The 17018-nt window shown below is 66.9% G+C and carries 13 protein-coding genes; 9 read left to right on the top strand and 4 right to left on the bottom strand.

Translation table 11 applies throughout. From position 1 onward, the window contains the following. Nucleotides 1-61: 61 nt before the first annotated feature. The 3 genes from AC2VOK_RS14195 (at nt 62) to AC2VOK_RS14185 (ending at nt 4124) form a co-directional block, all read left to right on the top strand. Entirely contained in the window at nt 62-1945 is a 1884-nt protein-coding gene (locus tag AC2VOK_RS14195; protein WP_428901056.1) for an Hsp70 family protein, read from the top strand. Between the two features lie 126 nt (nt 1946-2071). Beyond that, a complete protein-coding gene (locus tag AC2VOK_RS14190) occupies nt 2072-3091 on the top strand; it encodes an NADP-dependent oxidoreductase (RefSeq protein WP_428901055.1) in 1020 nt (339 codons plus the stop codon). A 193-nt stretch (nt 3092-3284) separates the two neighbouring features. After that, on the top strand, nt 3285-4124 hold the full coding sequence (locus AC2VOK_RS14185) for a glycoside hydrolase family 16 protein (RefSeq protein WP_428901054.1): 840 nt from the start codon (nt 3285-3287) through the stop codon (nt 4122-4124). Nucleotides 4125-4127: 3 nt separating this feature from the next. Here the strand turns inward: AC2VOK_RS14185 and AC2VOK_RS14180 are convergent, their stop codons facing one another. Beyond that, nucleotides 4128-5642, bottom strand: a complete 1515-nt coding sequence (locus tag AC2VOK_RS14180) for a glycosyltransferase family 39 protein (protein WP_428901053.1) — start codon at nt 5640-5642, stop codon at nt 4128-4130. A gap of 335 nt (nt 5643-5977) precedes the next feature. On the opposite strand from AC2VOK_RS14180, the gene AC2VOK_RS14175 reads away from it, so the two are divergent. Together AC2VOK_RS14175 and AC2VOK_RS14170 are read left to right on the top strand one after the other, a co-directional pair. Further along, the gene (locus tag AC2VOK_RS14175) at nt 5978-6652 is read left to right on the top strand and encodes a GAP family protein (RefSeq protein WP_428901052.1); all 675 of its coding nucleotides are present in this window, start codon (nt 5978-5980) and stop codon (nt 6650-6652) included. A 24-nt stretch (nt 6653-6676) separates the two neighbouring features. Further along, the gene (locus AC2VOK_RS14170; protein ID WP_428901051.1) at nt 6677-7135 is read left to right on the top strand and encodes a GAP family protein; all 459 of its coding nucleotides are present in this window, start codon (nt 6677-6679) and stop codon (nt 7133-7135) included. Here AC2VOK_RS14170 and AC2VOK_RS14165 read toward each other — a convergent pair. Then, the gene (locus AC2VOK_RS14165) at nt 7123-7869 is read right to left on the bottom strand and encodes a hypothetical protein (protein WP_428901050.1); all 747 of its coding nucleotides are present in this window, start codon (nt 7867-7869) and stop codon (nt 7123-7125) included. The two genes, AC2VOK_RS14170 and AC2VOK_RS14165, sit on opposite strands and share 13 nt — an antisense overlap. A gap of 356 nt (nt 7870-8225) precedes the next feature. Between AC2VOK_RS14165 and AC2VOK_RS14160 the strand changes: the two genes are divergently transcribed. Continuing rightward, entirely contained in the window at nt 8226-9737 is a 1512-nt protein-coding gene (locus tag AC2VOK_RS14160) for a diguanylate cyclase domain-containing protein (protein ID WP_428901049.1), read from the top strand. 24 nt (nt 9738-9761) lie between these two features. Here AC2VOK_RS14160 and AC2VOK_RS14155 read toward each other — a convergent pair whose 3' ends face one another. Continuing rightward, nucleotides 9762-10298 carry a hypothetical protein gene (locus tag AC2VOK_RS14155; RefSeq protein WP_428901048.1) on the bottom strand — a complete coding sequence of 179 codons (537 nt, stop codon included), beginning with the start codon at nt 10296-10298 and terminating at the stop codon, nt 9762-9764. 234 nt (nt 10299-10532) lie between these two features. Here AC2VOK_RS14155 and AC2VOK_RS14150 point away from each other — a divergent pair, with 234 nt between their 5' ends. The 3 genes from AC2VOK_RS14150 to AC2VOK_RS14140 all read left to right on the top strand — a co-directional run bounded on the left by AC2VOK_RS14150 (nt 10533) and on the right by AC2VOK_RS14140 (nt 14973). Further along, nucleotides 10533-11201, top strand: a complete 669-nt coding sequence (locus AC2VOK_RS14150; RefSeq protein WP_428901047.1) for a TetR/AcrR family transcriptional regulator — start codon at nt 10533-10535, stop codon at nt 11199-11201. A gap of 296 nt (nt 11202-11497) precedes the next feature. Next, complete coding sequence (locus AC2VOK_RS14145) at nt 11498-12046, top strand: MmpS family transport accessory protein (RefSeq protein ID WP_428901046.1); 549 nt, start codon at nt 11498-11500, stop codon at nt 12044-12046. Further along, the gene (locus AC2VOK_RS14140) at nt 12043-14973 is read left to right on the top strand and encodes an MMPL/RND family transporter (RefSeq protein WP_428901045.1); all 2931 of its coding nucleotides are present in this window, start codon (nt 12043-12045) and stop codon (nt 14971-14973) included. Before AC2VOK_RS14145 ends, AC2VOK_RS14140 begins: the two co-directional genes overlap by 4 nt. Before the next feature lie 228 nt (nt 14974-15201). Here the strand turns inward: AC2VOK_RS14140 and AC2VOK_RS14135 are convergent, their stop codons facing one another. Then, complete coding sequence (locus AC2VOK_RS14135) at nt 15202-16086, bottom strand: hypothetical protein (protein ID WP_428901044.1); 885 nt, start codon at nt 16084-16086, stop codon at nt 15202-15204. Nucleotides 16087-17018 lie beyond the last annotated feature (932 nt).

Raw genomic sequence — 17018 nt, 5'->3', positions numbered from 1 at the left:
GCGTGTCTACGGCTAGGGTTAGCGCTGGCCATCGACCCCTGCAGCCGAAGGTGTTCGCTTTATGTACGACCCAGTCGGGTTGTCGATCGGGACCACGAACCTGGTCGCCGCGTGTAACGGAAGCCCGCCGCTTTCGCGGCGTGCCGTGCTGACGCTGTATCCGCACTGCGCGCCGAAAATCGGTCTGCCCGTCGAGGCTCCGCCACTGAGCGAGGCCGGCGTGCTGATGAGCGGCTTCGTCGAGCGCATCGGTGACTCGGTGGCGCTGGTGTCCGCGGACGGCTCGGCGCACGATCCGGACCTGCTCATGGTCGAGGCGCTGGACGCGATGGTGCTGGCCGCCGGTGCAGACGCGTCGTCGTCGGAGATCTCGATCGCCGTTCCTTCACATTGGAAACCGGCGACCGTGCAGGCGCTGCGCAACGGCCTGCGGACCCATGTGGGCTTCGTCCGAAGCGGCATGGCGCCGCGCGTGGTGTCCGACGCCGTCGCGGCGTTGACCGCGGCGAACGCCGAATTATGTTTCGGGGCAACCGGGGTGGTCGGATTGCTCGACTTCGGCGCCAGTGGTACCTCAGCCACGCTGATGAACCTCGGCGATGAGTTCGAGCCGGTCAGTCCCACCATGCGTTTCCCGGAGTTCTCCGGTGACGAGATCGACCGGGCGTTGTTGCTGCAGGTCTTCGAGGAACTCGGGCACGGCAGCGGTGTGGACCCGGCCAGCGCCACCGCGGTGGGTCAGCTGGGTCGGCTCCGGGAGCAGTGCCGCGCGGCCAAGGAGACACTGTCCACCGAGACGGTGACCGAGATCGCTGCCGAGCTCGGCGGACGCCGGTGCACCATGCGGCTGACACGCGAGGAGCTGGGCGACCTCATACAGGATCGCCTGACGGGGTTGATCTATGCGCTCGACGACATGCTGGTTCGCAACAACAGGAGCTGGGCGGACCTTTCGGCGGTGGTGACCATCGGTGGCGCAGCAAGCATTCCGCTTGTCACGGAACGTCTTTCGGTGCACTCCCACAGGCCGGTCGTGTCGCCCTCGCAGCCCGCCTTCGCGGCGGCGTGCGGTGCGTTGATGCTGGCGTCTCGCGGTGCGGAACTCGACTTTCGCACGCGCACCTCCGTTGGCCTGCTCGCTGCCGCGGCGGATGCCTGCGAAGTCGTCGATCTGGGGTGCGGCGACGTTCTGGTGATCGACGATGAGGCCATGACGGACCGCGAATTGGCCTGGTCGCAAACCGACTACCCGGGCGACGTGCGGTTGCCGTACACGCCCGAGGCCTACGACGAGGACGGCCCCGCGGGCTGGTCGATGCGCCTCAACATGCTCGACGAGCCCATCACGCGGCCGCGGCGGCGGGTGCGGTTGTCCCAGTTGATCATCGGCGCCTGTGCGATGGTGGCAATGACGGCGATCGGTGGGGTGGCCTACACGCTGACGGGTATCGAGAACCGCCAGGCACCGCCTGCGCCCAGCGTGGCGCCCCGCCCGGTGCCGCTGCCCAGCGTGGTGCCCACGGCCGTCCCCCCGCCGCCGGTGCCCAGTGCGTCCCCGCCCCCACCCCCGCCCCCGTCCCCACCCCCACCGCCGCCGCCACCCGTGGTCGTGACCACGCCGCCGCCACCCGTGGTCGTGACCACGCCACCCCCACCCGTGGTCGTGACCACGCCTCCCCCGCCGCCGCGACGGACCCAACCGCCGGCCGCGACGACGACTGCGCCGCCGCCCAGCCCGACCGAGACGCCCACGACGACACCGCCGCCACCGCCCACGTCGGAGACGCCGACCACGACGACGGTGCCGATGACGACGGAGTGGATCCGCCTCCCGCTGCTGCCGGTGCCGATCCCGGTGCCGGTGCCGGCGAACCAGGTCCCCCAGAACCAGGCCCCCCAGTACCCCGGCGCCGGGCAGAACCCGTTCCTGGGGCCGGGTTACTGAGCGCATCGCGGCGGCACCACCTCCTGCAAGGTGCCCTCGCATCGCGGCGCGCGCTCTCGACGGCGATTCGGATTCCTCGGCCCCACGACGTTCCCGCAGACGGTCCGGGCCTGTAGTTTCTGCTTCGTGCCCGACTTGCAAAACCGTCAGATCGTGTTGCGCCGCCGCCCGACCGGGCTGGTCCGGCCCGTCGACACCGAGCTGGTGACCACGCCGGCGTCCGAGCCGGCCGAGGGGGAGGCGCTGATCCGTACCACCTACGTCGGCATCGACGCCGCCGCCCGCACCTGGCTGGACGACCAGCCCAGCTACCTGCCGCCGGTGCAGCTGGGCGAGGTGATCCGGGCGGCCGGCATCGGCGAGGTCGTGACGTCGCGGTGTGCCGCCTTCGCCGTCGGCGACGTCGTCACCACGCTGACCGGCTTCTCCGAGTACGCGATCATCCGCGACGACATGTTCAGCACCCCCATCCCCGGCGAGGACGACCAGCTCGCGATCATGTCGGTGTACGGGCCGACCGGTGCCACCGCCTACTTCGGGATGACCGACATCGGTCGCCCGCAGCCCGGGGAGACGGTGGTGGTCTCGGCGGCCGCCGGCGCCACCGGGTCGGTAGCCGGGCAGATCGCCAAGATCGCGGGCGCCCGGGTGGTGGGCATCGCGGGCGGGCCGGACAAGTGCAAGGCGGTGGTCGAGGACTTCGGCTTCGATGCATGCATCGACTACAAGAACGACGACCTGGCCGCGGCGCTCAAGGAGCACTGCCCGCGACGGGTCGACGTCTACTTCGACAATGTCGGGGGGCCCATCCTCGACGCGGTGCTCGGCCGGCTGGCCGCCCGCGCGCGCGTGGTGCTGTGCGGTGTCATCTCCAGTTACCTGAGCGGCGAGCACCCCGGTCCGGCGAACTACGTCAACCTGTTGTCCAAGACGGCGCTGATGCAGGGCTTCAACGCCCTGGACCAGTGGGGGCGCTTCGACGAGGCGTTCGCCGCGTTGCGCCGGTGGGAGGCCGACGGGCTGCTGCGGCACCGGGAGACCCTCTTCGAGGGCATCGAGTCGTGCGTCGATGCCCTCAACGGGCTGTTCACCGGGGTCAACATCGGCAAGACGCTGGTCAAGCTGAGCGAACCCACGTCTCGGTAGGGCCCCGGCCTTCGCCCCGGGCGCCCGCGATGCCGTGCCCGCCCCTTCGGGCCGTCGGCGGACGCGCCGTGACGCGGCGGGGCGAGATGCAGCGCGCCCCCGCCGCGTGGTTTCATAACACGGTTTGCAGCGTTGCTTTCGGGGGAATGTCGCAGGATGGCGTTTCCGGCTCGCGGATGGGTGGTGTCTAGGAATGGATCGTCGCAGCATGTTGACGACTGGGATCGGCATGCTTGCGGCCGCGGCCGCCGCCTCGGTCCGTCTGCCGGAGGCAGAGGCGCACCCGCTGCCTCCTTCGGCGCCCGCCCAATCCGCGGGCGGGCCCTACATATTCCAGGACGAATTCGACGGCCCGGCGGGCTCGGCACCGGATCCGGCCAAGTGGACGGTGCAGACCTGGCAGGACGACGTGTTCCCGCCGGTCGAAGGCATCTACCGGGACGACCGCCAAAACGTTTTCCTCGACGGCAATTCCAACCTCGTCCTGTGCGCCGCCAACGACTTCGGCACGTATTACACCGGCAAACTGCGCGGCAACTTCCGCAGTATGATCAACCAGACCTGGGAATCAAGGGTCAAGCTGGACTGCCTGTTCCCTGGTCTGTGGCCCTCGTTCTGGGCTGTCAACGAGGACCCGCTGCCCGACGGCGAGGTCGACATCTTCGAGTGGTACGGCAACGGCAGCTGGCCGGCAGGCACCACGGTCCACGCGGCGTCCAACGGGAAGACCTGGGAGGGCAGGTCGATTCCCGGGTTGGTCGACGGCGCGTGGCACACGTGGCGAATGCACTGGGGCGAAAACGGATTTCAGTTCTGGCGCGACTACGTCGACGGCGCCAAGCCCTATTTCAGCGTTCCCAACAAACCGATTCCGGTGCACGGCAACCCGGACGACAAACGCTGGCCGTTCAACGATCCCGGCTACTGGATGACTCCCGTGTACACGCTTGCAGTCGGCGGGGTCGGCGGTGGGGACCCGGCGATGGGCAGGTTCCCGTGCACCATGCTCATCGACTACCTCCGCATCTGGTGAGCGTCACCGTCGCGCTTTGATCACCTGGACCAGGCTGAACTGCCAGCGCTCGACGAGTCGGAAGCCCAGTTCGTCGGGCACCGCGAAGGCGGGGGTCGCCCCGTAGCTCTGACCTGGTGGCAGTGCGGGGCCCTGCTCGTGAGCGGGCCGCGACTCGTCGGCCTGGGTGATGATCCATACGACGCCGCAACGGCTCAGGGGTATGGCGACGACCTCGGGTATCAGGTTGGTGTCGAAGACGTCGGCGCGGTCGGTAGCCCGTTGCCACAGGGTGAGGTCGACCAGCTTGCGGTACGCATCGGGGCGCGCCGCCATCAACGGGCGCATCGGGGCGGGCATGAACGTCACCGTGTCGTTGACGAGCAGGCAATCGCCCGGTGCTGCGCGCGCGGCGATCACGTTGGCCACCTGACTGTAGTCCATACCGTATTTTGCGTACGGGTTGCGTTGCACCGAAATGTAATTCGGCGCAGCGACCATGGCGAACAATCCGACCAGGACCGCCGTGCGCCGCGGGTTGACGGCCACTGCCGCGGCGCCGGTGCCCAGCACCAGCGCCATCGCCGGTGCGGTGAACGACAGATAGCGCGGCGTGTAGACCGGGTGAACCAGCGCCGACCAGACCACGATCGCGGCGGTCGGTATCACCAGCCAGGCGACCGCCAGCGTCGGCAACCGCCGATCCGCCGGCCCCGGCGTGCACAGCCGGACGACGATCGCGGCCGCGACGAGCAGGCCCGCCAGCACTGCGAACCGCGGGTTTCTCTCGAAGTACTGCTGCACCGCCACGTCTTCGAATGTCCGGCGCCCGATCCGTGCGATCCAGCTGATCTGGTGCACCTGCCCGGCGGCCAGCGCCAGAAACGGCGTCACCGCACAGCCTGTCAGCACCGAGGCGACGGTGAACCGCACCAGAACGCTCCGCCTGCGCAGGAACGCGATGACGAAAGCCGCGTGCGCCAGCACCAGCAGCGCCAGGTACACGTCGAGAACGATCGAAACCGCTTGTGCAACAGCGTAAAATGACCAGACCCGCGTGTCGTCACGCCGGATGGCGTACAGCAGCAACACCGTCAGCCAGACCGCGGCCATCATGGAAACGGCGTAGGGTCGGGCTTCGATTCCTGCCCAGGTCGAGCGGGGCAGGATCGCGCAGAACACGCCGGAGGCCACCGCGGCGGTGCGTGACGAGAGCTGTTTGCCGAGCACTACCACCCCGGCCGCGGCGCCGCCGACGGCCAAACCGCTTGGCGCGCGGGCCCAGAACTCCGTGGGTGCAAAGACCGCGAACCAGCCGTGCATCAGCAGGTAGTACAGGCCGTGCACGGCGTCGACGTTGCCCAGCATCCGCCACAACTGGGGCAGCGAGCGACTGTAGGCGGCCGAGATCGTCGCCGCCTCGTCGTACCAGAAGGACGGGCGGCCGGCCCCGATCAGGCTGACCGTCGCCGCCAGTGCCCCGATCATCAGCGGATCCAGCGCCGCCGGTAGCGGCCACAGCCGGGCGCGGATGAGCATCACCGCTATGGTGCCATGCGCGCGACGCCGCCCCGCGTATTCGAACTCATGATCGACAGATGGGCCAGCTCGGTTCGACCGGGTGCGCCGGGCAACCGGTCAGCGGACCGTTTCGGGCGGTGCGGCCGCCCGTTGCGGTGCTCGTGGACCTGACTGCGCTGTTCCCGTGCGAGCCGCTGCGCCCCAGAGGCTTCGCTTGGTCCCCCGGTGGGGTAGGCGGCACGCGTTCGGCCAGTCCGGCGGCTGCCTGCAGAACACGATCCGTCCGTCGCCGGCCAACGGGGCTCCGGTGTCCGTGCTGCCCAGCCGGAGCGCCAATGCGATGATTGCTGCCCGTGGCACAAAGTTCGGGCTCCGTACTGACCGCGCTCATCGCGCTGGCGCTGGTCATCGCAATCTCCCCCATCACGGTCATTCCGGCGGTCCTGGTCCTGCACGCTTCCCGGCCACGACCCGTCGGCCTCGCCTTCCTCAGCGGCTGGGTGCTGGGCCTGGCGGCCGTCACCGCGGCGTTCGTCGCGAGCTCGGACCTGCTCGGCAACCTGCGCACGTCGCCGCCGGCCTGGGCGTCCTGGCTGCGCGTGGTGCTGGGGTCGGCGCTGGTCCTCTTCGGTGTCTACCGCTGGGTGACCCGCAACCGCCACGGTGGCATGCCCGCCTGGATGCGCTCGTTCTCCAAGCTGACCCCGCCGCGCGCGGCCATGACCGGGGCGCTGCTCGTGGTGATACGGCCCGAGGTCCTGATCCTGTGTGCGGCGGCCGGCCTGGCCATCGGCAGCAGCACCCTGGGCGTCGCGGGCGGGTTCACCGCCGCCGCGCTCTTCGTCGTCATCTCCGCGTCGACAGTGGCGGTGCCCATCCTGGCCTACGTTGGCGCCGGTGACCGCCTCGACGGCACGCTGGAGCGGCTCAAGGCCTGGATGGAGGAAAACCACGGCGCGATGATGGCGGTGATCCTGGTGCTGATCGGTTTCATGGTGGTTTACAACGGAATTCACGCTCTGCGGTAGTCGGCTGTGGCAGGATGCCTGCCCATGGCAGGCAGTTGGGGTTCGGTGCTGACCGCACTGGTGCCGCTGGGACTGGTCATCGCGCTCTCGCCGATCACGGTCATTCCGGCGGTCCTGGTCCTGCAGGCCCCGCGGCGGCGGCCGAGCGGCCTCGCCTTCCTCGCCGGCTGGCTGGTTGGCCTGGCCGCGCTGACCGCGCTGTCGGTGGCGGCGTCCGGCCTGCTGTGCGTGTCGGCCGGACTGGCCATCGGCACCAGCGGACTGGCTCTGATCGGTGACTGGATCGCCGCCGCGTGCTTCGTCGTCGTCGCCGCCTCGACGGTCGCGATCCCGATCCTGGCCTACGCCGTCGCCGGCCGCCGCCTCGACGACACGTTGGCACGGCTGAAAACGTGGATGGACGAGAACAATGCCGCACTGCTCGCGGCGGTCCTCGTCGTGATCGGGCTGATGTTGCTGCACAACGGAGTTCACGACCTGTAGCCACCGTCGGAGAGGCCCGCATCCGCCTCGAGCCGATTTGTCGCTCCAAAAACCAACTCGCGCAGTAGTTCTCGGCCGTAGTCGAAAATCATGCCCTGGTAGCCCTTCCCCGCCCATTGCTGGGAGTGGATCTCCTCGTGGTGCAGCACCCGGTCCAGGTCGGGGTTGCTGCGGGGCGACCGGATGACGCGGCGCAACCGCTCGGCGGGGTCGGTGATCCGGCCCGCGTTGACCATGAAGATGTCGCCCCAGGTGGTGCCGCCCTGCCGGCTGAACTGGCGCTGGATCCAGTTGCCGCCCAAGCCCATCAGCATGCCGTTGGGGGTGGTGACCAGGCGACCCCCGTTTCGGTGCACGAACCCGACGTCGCGGGTGTAGCTCCAGTCGTTGCGGCTCTGCCGATGACGGATTCGCCATACCTCCGCAGCGCTGTACGGCGTTTCGGGGAAGTCTGCGGGCTGACCGCCCGGCGCGCCGTAGCCGGTGCCCGCATTGAGGATGTAGGTCAGCAGCACCGCGTGGCGGGCGTCGTCGCCGCCGGTGGACTGCGGGACCAGGAAGAACGACTTGCCCTGGGGGTCGCGGATCTCGTCCATTGCCTCGAGGAGCCCAAAGCCGGCGGGTGGGACGTGGGACGCGATGCCGGCGGCGACCTCCGCGGGCACGCCGCACCGCTCGGCGTTGTCGAGCCATTGCCTGGCGTAGCCCTGGGCATCGGGGTATTCGGCGAACACGCGGCATCGGGTCCCTTCCTCGCAGAACTTTCTAGCAGCTCCGCGGCCGTCCGGGTGGAGCCAATGAGCGGTCGGTCCTGGCAACGCGTGCGCGGTGTCGATCTTCGGTTGTCGTCGGCCCAGGGCTATCGTCGTGTGCCGGTTTGTCTTTGGCTGATCGCATCGAAGACTCCCGGGTGGTGCGCGCGATGCCACTGACGACGAGCCCGTCGGTCATGCATCGCGGGCGTCACGTTGCCGATCGAACCGGCAAACTGCACAATGGAGCCGCGCGCGCACCCGGACCGGGGGTAGAGCAGGGGAACGAGCGCTCCAGGTTGTGAACGGATCCGCAGTCGGGCGAGGAAGGTGTCGCGGTGGTCGCTGAACCCTCCACGTCGGCATCGGTCCGGCCGGGCGAACGACATGCGGCGGGCCGCGTGCAGCGGCAGCGTGCCCGGTTGACGACCGTCCGCGATCAGGTGGGCCAGCTGCTGCGGGGCGCGGCCACAGCTGCCGCCGCTCGCGGGCCTGCTGAGGCCGAGCAGGACTTACGGCGGATGATCGACGACAGCGCCGTCGCGATCTGTGTGCACGCCGAAGGCCGCTGCCTCTATGCCAACGACACCATGGTGCACACGATGGCGGCGGAATCCGCCGTCCAACTGGTGGGGCACCGGATCATCGACTTCGTGGCCCCGCAATCGGTTCCCACGGTGCTCTCTCGGACCGCGGCCCGCCAACGTGAGGGGGACATCTCGCCGCCGGTGGAGCTGGTCATTCTGCCCTTGGACGGGACGGCCCGCGTGGTGGAGGCGGTGGCAGTTCGTTGCCAGTGGCTGGGCAGGCCTGCCCACCAGGTCGCAGTGTGGGACGTGACCGCACCCAAGGCCGGCGAGGCGGTCAGCGCCGCCCCGGACCAGACCGCGTTGCAGCGCGCCGAACAGCATTTCCAGACCGTCGTGGCCTCCCTGGAGGAGGGCGTCATCGTCATCTCCGCCGAGGGAATCGTCGAATCGGTGAACCCGGCGGCGCTGCGCATCATGGGCATGCGGGAGACGGGTGTCGACGCCCTCGAGTTGGTGACGTCACACCCGATGCCGATCTACGACAGCGACGGCGAGTTGCTCATCGTCGATCGCCCTCAAGTGCTCGAAAACTTGAAAACCAGTCCGCAGCGGGGCCGGGTTTGTGGTGTGGACCGATTGGACGACGGACGGCGCGTCTGGGTCTCCGCAAACTGGTCGCTGCTCGATCCCGCGGATCCGACCGGGTCATCGGTGCTGGTGTCGTTCACCGACGTCACCAAGCAACACACCACCTACCAGCGACTCGCGCATCAGGCGACACACGATCACGTGACCGGGCTGCCCAACCGTGCCCACATTCTGGACCTGGTCACCGACGCGCTGGAAGCCGGGGATCACCGGTTGGGCGCGGTGCTGTTCATCGACCTCGACAAATTCAAGCGGGTCAACGACGCGCTCGGGCATCACGCCGGCGACGCCGTGCTGCGAATCACCGCCGAGCGCCTCCGTGCGGCGTTGGGCCCCGACGATCTGGTCGGACGAGTCGGCGGCGACGAGTTCGTCGCGCTGCTGGCCGGTCCTGTCGAGCACACCGAGGCCGACCTCGTCGCCGGCCGGCTGCATCTCGCGCTGAGCGAACCGGTCGCCGCCGGGCGCGACGGCGGCGGGATCCCAGATGTCAGCTGCATCAGCGCCAGCATCGGGGTTGTCGCGGTGCGGCCCGACGAGCAGCGTGACGCCGCCGAAATCCTGCACGAGGCAGACCTCGCGATGTATCAGGCGAAGGAGCGGGGGCGGGCGTCAAGCGACGGGACCGGGGTCCCCGACCGGCAGGGCCCTGCCCGCAACGGTCGCGGGTAGCTCACCGCCCGGGCCGGGCCGGCGTCACAGCCAGCCGGTGCGGGCCGCGGCGACGGGTTCGGCGGGGGCCGGGGCCAGTTGTCCGTCCGCCACCTGCTCGAGCATCCGCTTCACCGTGGCGACGATCTCCGGGGCCGACGCGGCCAGCGCGGTCTTGTCGGCCTCGGTGACCTCGTCGGCGTCGACGCCGGCCCGTGCCAGCACGGCCGCCGGGTCGGCCAGCTGACCGGCCAGCCAGGAGACCGGGTCGGCCGACAGTTCGGGCACGAAGTTCCGGCGCCCGGGTTCCCACCCGTTGAAGCGGGGGTGGTGGTGCGCCCGGTCCAGCGTCCCCGGCGGGCTCTCGGTGGACCCGAACAGGTCCACCCGCCACACCGGCCGATCGAAGGAGATCGGGACGCCGGCGTAGATGGACCCCCGCGGCGCGCCGCGGTCGACGAGGCGCAGTTCCAGCCTGACTCCCCGTTCCGGGGTTTCCTGGCCCTCGAGCGGCGACGGGTCGACGAAGAACATGTCCCCGACGACCACGCCCAGGGTGTCGAATCCGAATGCTGCGAGCATTGCGCACCTTCCCAGTCACTCTCGGGTCGCTTGTCGTCCGTCTTCGAGGGTAGACCGGGCGAGGGTAGACCGGGCGAGGGTAGACCGGGTTGGTGGCGCAGCTCAGCCGTGGAGCCGATGACATCGGGAGGGTGCACGGCGATTTCGCCATGATCGGGCGGCCCCGAGACGACTGGGGTGAACCAGAATCCTTGTGCGTTATGCAAATCACACCACGTGCGTTAAGCTCGGCCGGTGGCGCAACTGACATTCCAGCGCGCTCGCACCGAGGAAGAGAAGCGCCAACGTGCGGAGGCCCTCGTGGAAGCCGCACGCTCGCTGGCAATGGAAACGGGCGTCGCGTCGGTCACCCTGACCGCGGTCGCCAGCCGCGCCGGAATTCACTATTCGGCGGTGCGCCGCTACTTCACCTCCTACAAGGAAGTCCTGCTGCGTCTGTCCGCCGAGGGCTGGGTGCGATGGTCCAATACCGTGTCGGAGAAGCTGGCCGAGCCCGGCGCGAAGTCGCCCTCGCGCATCGCCGAGACATTGGCCGAAGCCCTGGCCGAGGACCCATTGTTCTGCGACCTGCTTGCCAACCTGCACCTGCACCTGGAACACGAGGTGGACGCTGAGCGGGTCGTCGAGGTCAGGCGGATCAGTACCGCGGCCACACTCTCGCTGGCCGATTCGATCGGATGCGCGCTGCCCGAACTCGGACGATCGGGCTCGCTGGACATCCTGCTCGCCGCCTACTCGCTGGCGGCGACGCTGTGGCAAGTCGCGAACCCGCCGAAGCACCTGACCGACATCTACGCCGAGGAGCCCGAAGTGGTTCCGCCCGAGTGGAATCTGGACTTCGCAACCGCTCTCACCCGCCTGCTGACGGCCACCTGCATCGGCCTCGTCTCGGGATCCTCATGAACTCAGGAAGGAGGCCGGAGCGCTGTGATTTGGCGAACTGCAACCGGTGAAGACGGTCCCGAACTCTTCGAGCACTCGGGGCCGCAGCCGACCGCGCAACCCTCCGCCGCAACCGGTAGGGGGCCGGAGGCCACGCCGCGGGCGTTGGAAACCAGCCGCCGCAGCGACGCCCGGATGAAGGAAGGCCGTCGAAGGGGGACTGCTATGGCCGACCCGATCAAGGACCCGTGGGTCATCTCAGAGGTTGCACACAGGCTAACTAATGTTGTGCCCGTGACGAAGGACTTGAAGCGCCCATGACGATGACTGAGCCGAGGACCGAACCGCTGAAGAAGCAGGGCGCGGCCGGCAGGGAGGGCAACGAGGTCGGCCCGCAGCGCGCCAAGGAACAGGGGATTTTGGGTCGTTTCTGGTTGGTGCTCACGATCGCGGCCGTCGTTGCTGTGTCGGGATTCGTCGTATACCGATTGCACGGCATCTTCGGCGTTCACAGCGGTTCGTTCGGTGGTGGCACCTCGGGCGAGGTCCTCGACCAGTTCAACGCCAAGACGATCACGCTCGAGGTCTGGGGCTCACCGGGCAGCACGGCGACCATCAACTACCTCGACGAAAACACCCATCCGCAGCAGGCACTGAACGTGCCCTTGCCCTGGAGCAAAGTATTGAGTTCAACGCAGCCCGGCATCCCGGCAAACCTGATCGCGCAAGGAGACGGCAGTTGGATCGCGTGCCGATTCGTCGTGAACAACCACGACGGTCACGGTGACGTCATCAAGGCCCCGAATCGCTCGGATTCCGACGAAACGGTGAACCCCTTCGTCTACTGCCTGGACAAGTCCGCATGATCGAGCCGAGCGAGGCTCCGCCGCGCGTCGATCAGCCGCTGATTCCGCCGTTCCTACCGCGAATGATCCATCGGCTGGCGCTGCCGATCGTCCTGGTGTGGTTGGGCATCGTCTTTGTCACCAACACCGTGGCCCCGCAACTCGAGGTCGTCGCCAAAAACCACTCGGTGTCGATGAGTCCGACGGACGCGGCATCCTTCCAGTCGATGATGCGCGTCGGATCGACGTTCAAAGAGTTCAACTCCGACAGCTCGGCGATGGTCCTGCTGGAGGGTGACAAGCCGCTCGGAGCGGAAGCCCATCGCTATTACGACGAGATCGTCAGGCGTCTCGAGCAAGACAAGAAGCACGTTCAGCACGTGCAGGATTTCTGGAGCGATCCGCTGACCGCCGCGGGTTCCCAGAGCCACGACCAGAAAGCCGCCTACGTCCAGGTCTACCTCGCCGGCAACATGGGTGGCGGCCTGTCCGCTGAGTCCTCCGACGCCGTCCGCAAGATCGTCGACTCGGTGCCCGCCCCGCCGGGGATCAAGGCGTACGTCACCGGCGCGGCTCCGTTGTTTGCCGACCAGTCCCACGCAGGCGAGAAAGGCGTCGCAATAGTCACCATGGTCACGATCCTGGTGATCTTTGTCATGCTGCTCTTCGTCTATCGCTCGCTCGTCACCGTCCTGGCCGTGTTGTTCATGGTCTTCGTCGAATTGTTGGCGGCCCGGGGCGTCGTTGCCTTGCTGGGCAACTACGAGATCATCGGACTCTCCACGTTCGCCAACAACCTGTTGGTGTTGATGGCGATCGCCGCCGGAACGGACTACGCGATTTTCGTGGTCGGCCGCTACCACGAGGCCCGCGGTCTGGGGGAGACTCGCGAAGAAGCCTTCTACACCATGTTCCACAGCACCGCGCATGTCGTGCTCGGGTCGGGCCTGACCATCGCCGGCGCGATGTACTGCCTGAGCTTCTGCCGATTGCCGTATTTCCAGTCATTGGGCGCTCCGTGCGCCGTCGGCATGTTGGTAGCGGTGCTCGCGGCGTTGACCCTGGGCCCCGCAGTGCTGACCGTGGCGTCGTTCTTCAAGCTCCTGGATCCGAAGCGCAAGCTGCAGACCCGGGGCTGGCGCCGGATCGGCACGGCGGTCGTCCGCTGGCCCGCACCGGTTCTCGCGGTGACCATCGGTGTCGCATTGGTTGGTCTGCTCGCCCTGCCCGGTTACAAGACGGACTACGACCAACGCCACTTCCTGCCGGCGGACACCCCTGCCAATGTCGGATATGCCGCCGCGGACCGGCACTTCGACCAGGCTCGGCTCAATCCTGAGCTGTTGATGATCGAGACCGATCACGACCTGCGCAACCCGGCCGACTTCCTGGTCCTCGACAAGGTCGCCAAGGCGGTCTTCCACATCCCCGGCATCGGCCGCGTGCAGACCATTACCCGGCCGTTGGGCACGCCACTCGACCACAGCACGCTGGGTTTCCAGATGAGCGCACAAGCCGCAGGGCGGATCCAGACCCAGCACTATCAAGACGAGCAGGCGAACAACTTGCTCAAGCAGGCGGACGAGCTGCACAAGACGATGGCGACCCTGCACGAGCAGATGCGGGTCACCCAGGACCTCAGCAACACGACGCACGAAACAGCCAAGCTGACCAGGGAAACCGTGCAGATCACCGAGGCGTTGCGCGACGACATCGCCAACTTCGACGACTTCTTCCGGCCGATCCGCAGCTACTTCTACTGGGAGAGACACTGCTACGACGTTCCGGCATGCTGGGCGATCCGATCGATCTTCAACGCGCTCGACGGCATCGACCAGGTGGCGCAGAACATCGTGAACCTCAGCGCGAACCTGGACAAGCTGGACCGGATTCAGCCGAAGCTGGTTGCGCTGATCCCGCCGCAGATCGAGAGCCAGCAGCGCAACCTGGACACCATCATGTCGAACTACGCGACCACGATGGGTCTCAACGAACAAGCCAGAGCGCAGTCCGACAACGCCACCGCCGAAGGCGATGCCTTCGACAAGGCCAAGAACGACGACACCTTCTACCTGCCCCCGGAGGCGTTCAAGAGCCCGGATTTCGCGCGGGGTCTCAAGCAGTTCATCTCCCCGGACGGGCACGCCGTCCGGTTGATCATCTCCCATGAAGGCGACCCGGCGACCCCCGAGGGCATCAGCCACATCGAACCGATCAAACAGGCCGTGCACGAGGCGATCAAGGGCACGCCCTGGGAGGGCGCCAAGGTCTACCTCGGCGGCACCGCCGCGACGTACAAGGACATGCACGACGGCTCCAACATCGACCTGATGATCGCCGGAATTGCCGCAGCCACACTGATTTTCACCATCATGCTGGTGATCACCCGAAGCGTCGTGGCAGCCTTTGTGATCGTCGGTACAGTGTTGCTGTCACTGGGCGCCTCTTTCGGGCTCTCCGTGCTCCTCTGGCAGTACATCTTGGGCATGAAGCTGCACTGGATGGTGCTGGCGATGGCGATCATCCTGCTGCTGGCGGTCGGCTCGGACTACAACCTGCTGTTGATATCGCGGTTCAAGGAGGAAATCCACGCCGGACTCAAAACGGGGACGATCCGCGCGATGGCCGGTTCGGGCTCGGTGGTGACCTCCGCCGGTCTGGTGTTCGCCGCGACCATGGCCACGTTCATGTTCAGCCCGCTGCTGGTGATGGCCCAGGTGGGTACGACGATCGCGCTGGGGCTGTTGTTCGACACCTTGATCGTCCGGTCGTTCATGACGCCGTCGCTGGCCACTCTGCTCGGGCGCTGGTTCTGGTGGCCGCAGCATGTGCGTCCGCGGCCGGCCAGCACCATGCTGCGGCCGTACGGACCGCGTCGCGCGGTGCGCGACTTGATCCTCAAAAACGTCGAGGAGCGCCCGGCGGGCGGATTGGTACAGTCGCGCTGATCGCACGAGGCGCGTGAGTGTCGCGATTCGCGCCGGCGTGGTCGAATTGCGACTCGGCTTTGATGGAGGCGCGACGCCGGTTCTGTGCTCAGCGGTGAACGACCGGCCACTGAACTGCAGTTTTGTGGAGCCGATGACGGGAATCGAACCCGCGTATTCAGCTTGGGAAGTCGAATTGAGGTGTCCTTAGTTGTCTCGGTGTGCCCGCCTGGCACTCTTCGAGTCGCGTCAAACATGCCGTGAGGTTTCCTGCCGCTGCCTCCGCCGCCGCTCCCGTTCGCTTTGGGCCTTCGCGCACCGGTGCGAGCAGTACCGCACGCCCGCAGTGCGGTTCCACTCCCCGACGGTCCCCGGCCTACCGCGCTGCTTAGTGAATAACTTCCGGCATGACTCGTTGGCGCAGCTGCCGAACGGGACGCCTTCGACGATGTAGTTGTAAAGCTGCAGGGCGCAAGCTTCGTAGAGTGTCGGCATTGCCTTTGCGCCCGTCAGCAGTCCAAAGAGTTCAGGGTCGGATTGGATGCTTACGTGGTACGGAGTAAGCGCCTGGTTGATCGCGGAGTCGAACCATAGCCACGCCATGCCCTCCGTAGATGGCTCAACCGGGTGGCCGTGGGCCACCCAGGCTTGCTGATACGCCTCCAGGTCGCCGCCCGACAGGTATACGTGCAAGTGAGCGGCCATCGCACGTAGGAACTGAACGTGTAATGCGATGAGCCGGACAGGAACAATGAAATCAGCGGAATACCCTTCTTCCGAAACTAATTCGATCCACTCACGGTGTTGCTGCTCGCCGTGACGGCCGGAGTATGTGCCGGGAGGAAGGCTATTAAGGCGCTGATCACCGAAGTGTGTCAGCCATCCCCACCGACTCGTAAAGTCGGCGAGCGCCTCGGCGTCATCGACGTCGAACCCGAACACCTCTTGGAGCACAAAGTCGTCGGGCAGCGCCACCGATGACTGTTCGCGCCCTGCAACGTCGTACTCAATAACCAAGTCGTCAAGGGGAAACTCTTGCAAAACCTTGGCCGGCGTCCGGTGCACCTTGGGGACCGGGATCGTCCCACCTGGCCATGGCGTGGGACGAAAACGCCCGGGTATCGTTCCTTGCATTTACCCATTGTGCCGTGGGACGCTATGCGACGTCAACGTCCCACGGATGAGAAGGTTGCGCAATGACGATGCATGAGAAGAGGGCGAGGTGGAGTTAGTCCCAAGCGGGGAGCATGTCGAGCCGAAACGCATAGAGCATGTGCAGTGACTGATCGACACGTTTTCATCGACGAAAGCAAGCGTCGGGATTACGTCGTGGTCGCTGCGGTCCTAGTGCCCGATGACCTTCGAGCATTGCGGCATGTCGTCACGGAGCTGTTGCTGCCGGGTCAGCGCAGCCTCCATATGACAGATGAGAGCGACGGACGGAGAACAACAATCGCTCAAGCGTTCGTTAGCGCAGGCGTTGAAGCGACCGTGTACGACGCCGGCCGCAGTTACAGAACTCAGTTGCAGGCCCGGGCGGCATGCTTACGTCTGCTCGTCGATGACTTGGCAACAGCCCCAGACGACGCGTTCCTGATCATCGACCAGGATGACAGCTTGGTTCATTCGGATCGCCAACTCCTCTTCCAAGCCGTCAGAAAGGTAGACAGGCTAGAAAGCATGCGTTACGACCATCGACGGCGCCACGAGGAACTTCTGTTAGGCATACCCGACGCGATAGCTTGGTGTTGGGCCAAAGGCGGGCGGTGGCGGAATCTTATCGGTCCGATGGTCAGCAGTGTCAGGAACCCATGAGACCAGAAAACGCGAGGCCCGAGCGCCGCGGTCGTCCGACCGGGTCTCGGGCTCACTTTCTACGGCTAGTGCCGCAGACACCCCAACTATAGCGACACATCCTCGAATGGGCCACAAGTCGGCGTGCCTCACCTACTTTGAGCGCGTAGCCGGCGGTGGTGCCTCAGCTATTTTGAGCGCGTAGCGCGGAAGGCTTGCCCGATATGGAGGGCAAGATCGACATGGCCGCAAGACGGCAGGTAACCAACAAA

The sequence above is a fragment of the Mycobacterium sp. TH-M116 genome (genome assembly GCF_057473685.1).
Note: the sequence above shows the minus strand (reverse complement) of the source record. Positions and strands in the feature narration are given on the sequence as shown.

What these genes read in the sequence shown, in the direction of transcription:
- AC2VOK_RS14195 (WP_428901056.1), top strand. Translation starts at nt 62, where the DNA reads ATGTACGACCCAGTCGGGTTGTCGATCGGGACCACGAACCTGGTCGCC.
- AC2VOK_RS14185 (WP_428901054.1), top strand. Translation starts at nt 3,285, where the DNA reads ATGGATCGTCGCAGCATGTTGACGACTGGGATCGGCATGCTTGCGGCC.
- AC2VOK_RS14180 (WP_428901053.1), bottom strand. Translation starts at nt 5,642, where the DNA reads ATGCTCATCCGCGCCCGGCTGTGGCCGCTACCGGCGGCGCTGGATCCG.
- AC2VOK_RS14170 (WP_428901051.1), top strand. Translation starts at nt 6,677, where the DNA reads ATGGCAGGCAGTTGGGGTTCGGTGCTGACCGCACTGGTGCCGCTGGGA.
- AC2VOK_RS14155 (WP_428901048.1), bottom strand. Translation starts at nt 10,298, where the DNA reads ATGCTCGCAGCATTCGGATTCGACACCCTGGGCGTGGTCGTCGGGGAC.
- AC2VOK_RS14145 (WP_428901046.1), top strand. Translation starts at nt 11,498, where the DNA reads ATGACGATGACTGAGCCGAGGACCGAACCGCTGAAGAAGCAGGGCGCG.
- AC2VOK_RS14140 (WP_428901045.1), top strand. Translation starts at nt 12,043, where the DNA reads ATGATCGAGCCGAGCGAGGCTCCGCCGCGCGTCGATCAGCCGCTGATT.
- AC2VOK_RS14135 (WP_428901044.1), bottom strand. Translation starts at nt 16,086, where the DNA reads ATGCAAGGAACGATACCCGGGCGTTTTCGTCCCACGCCATGGCCAGGT.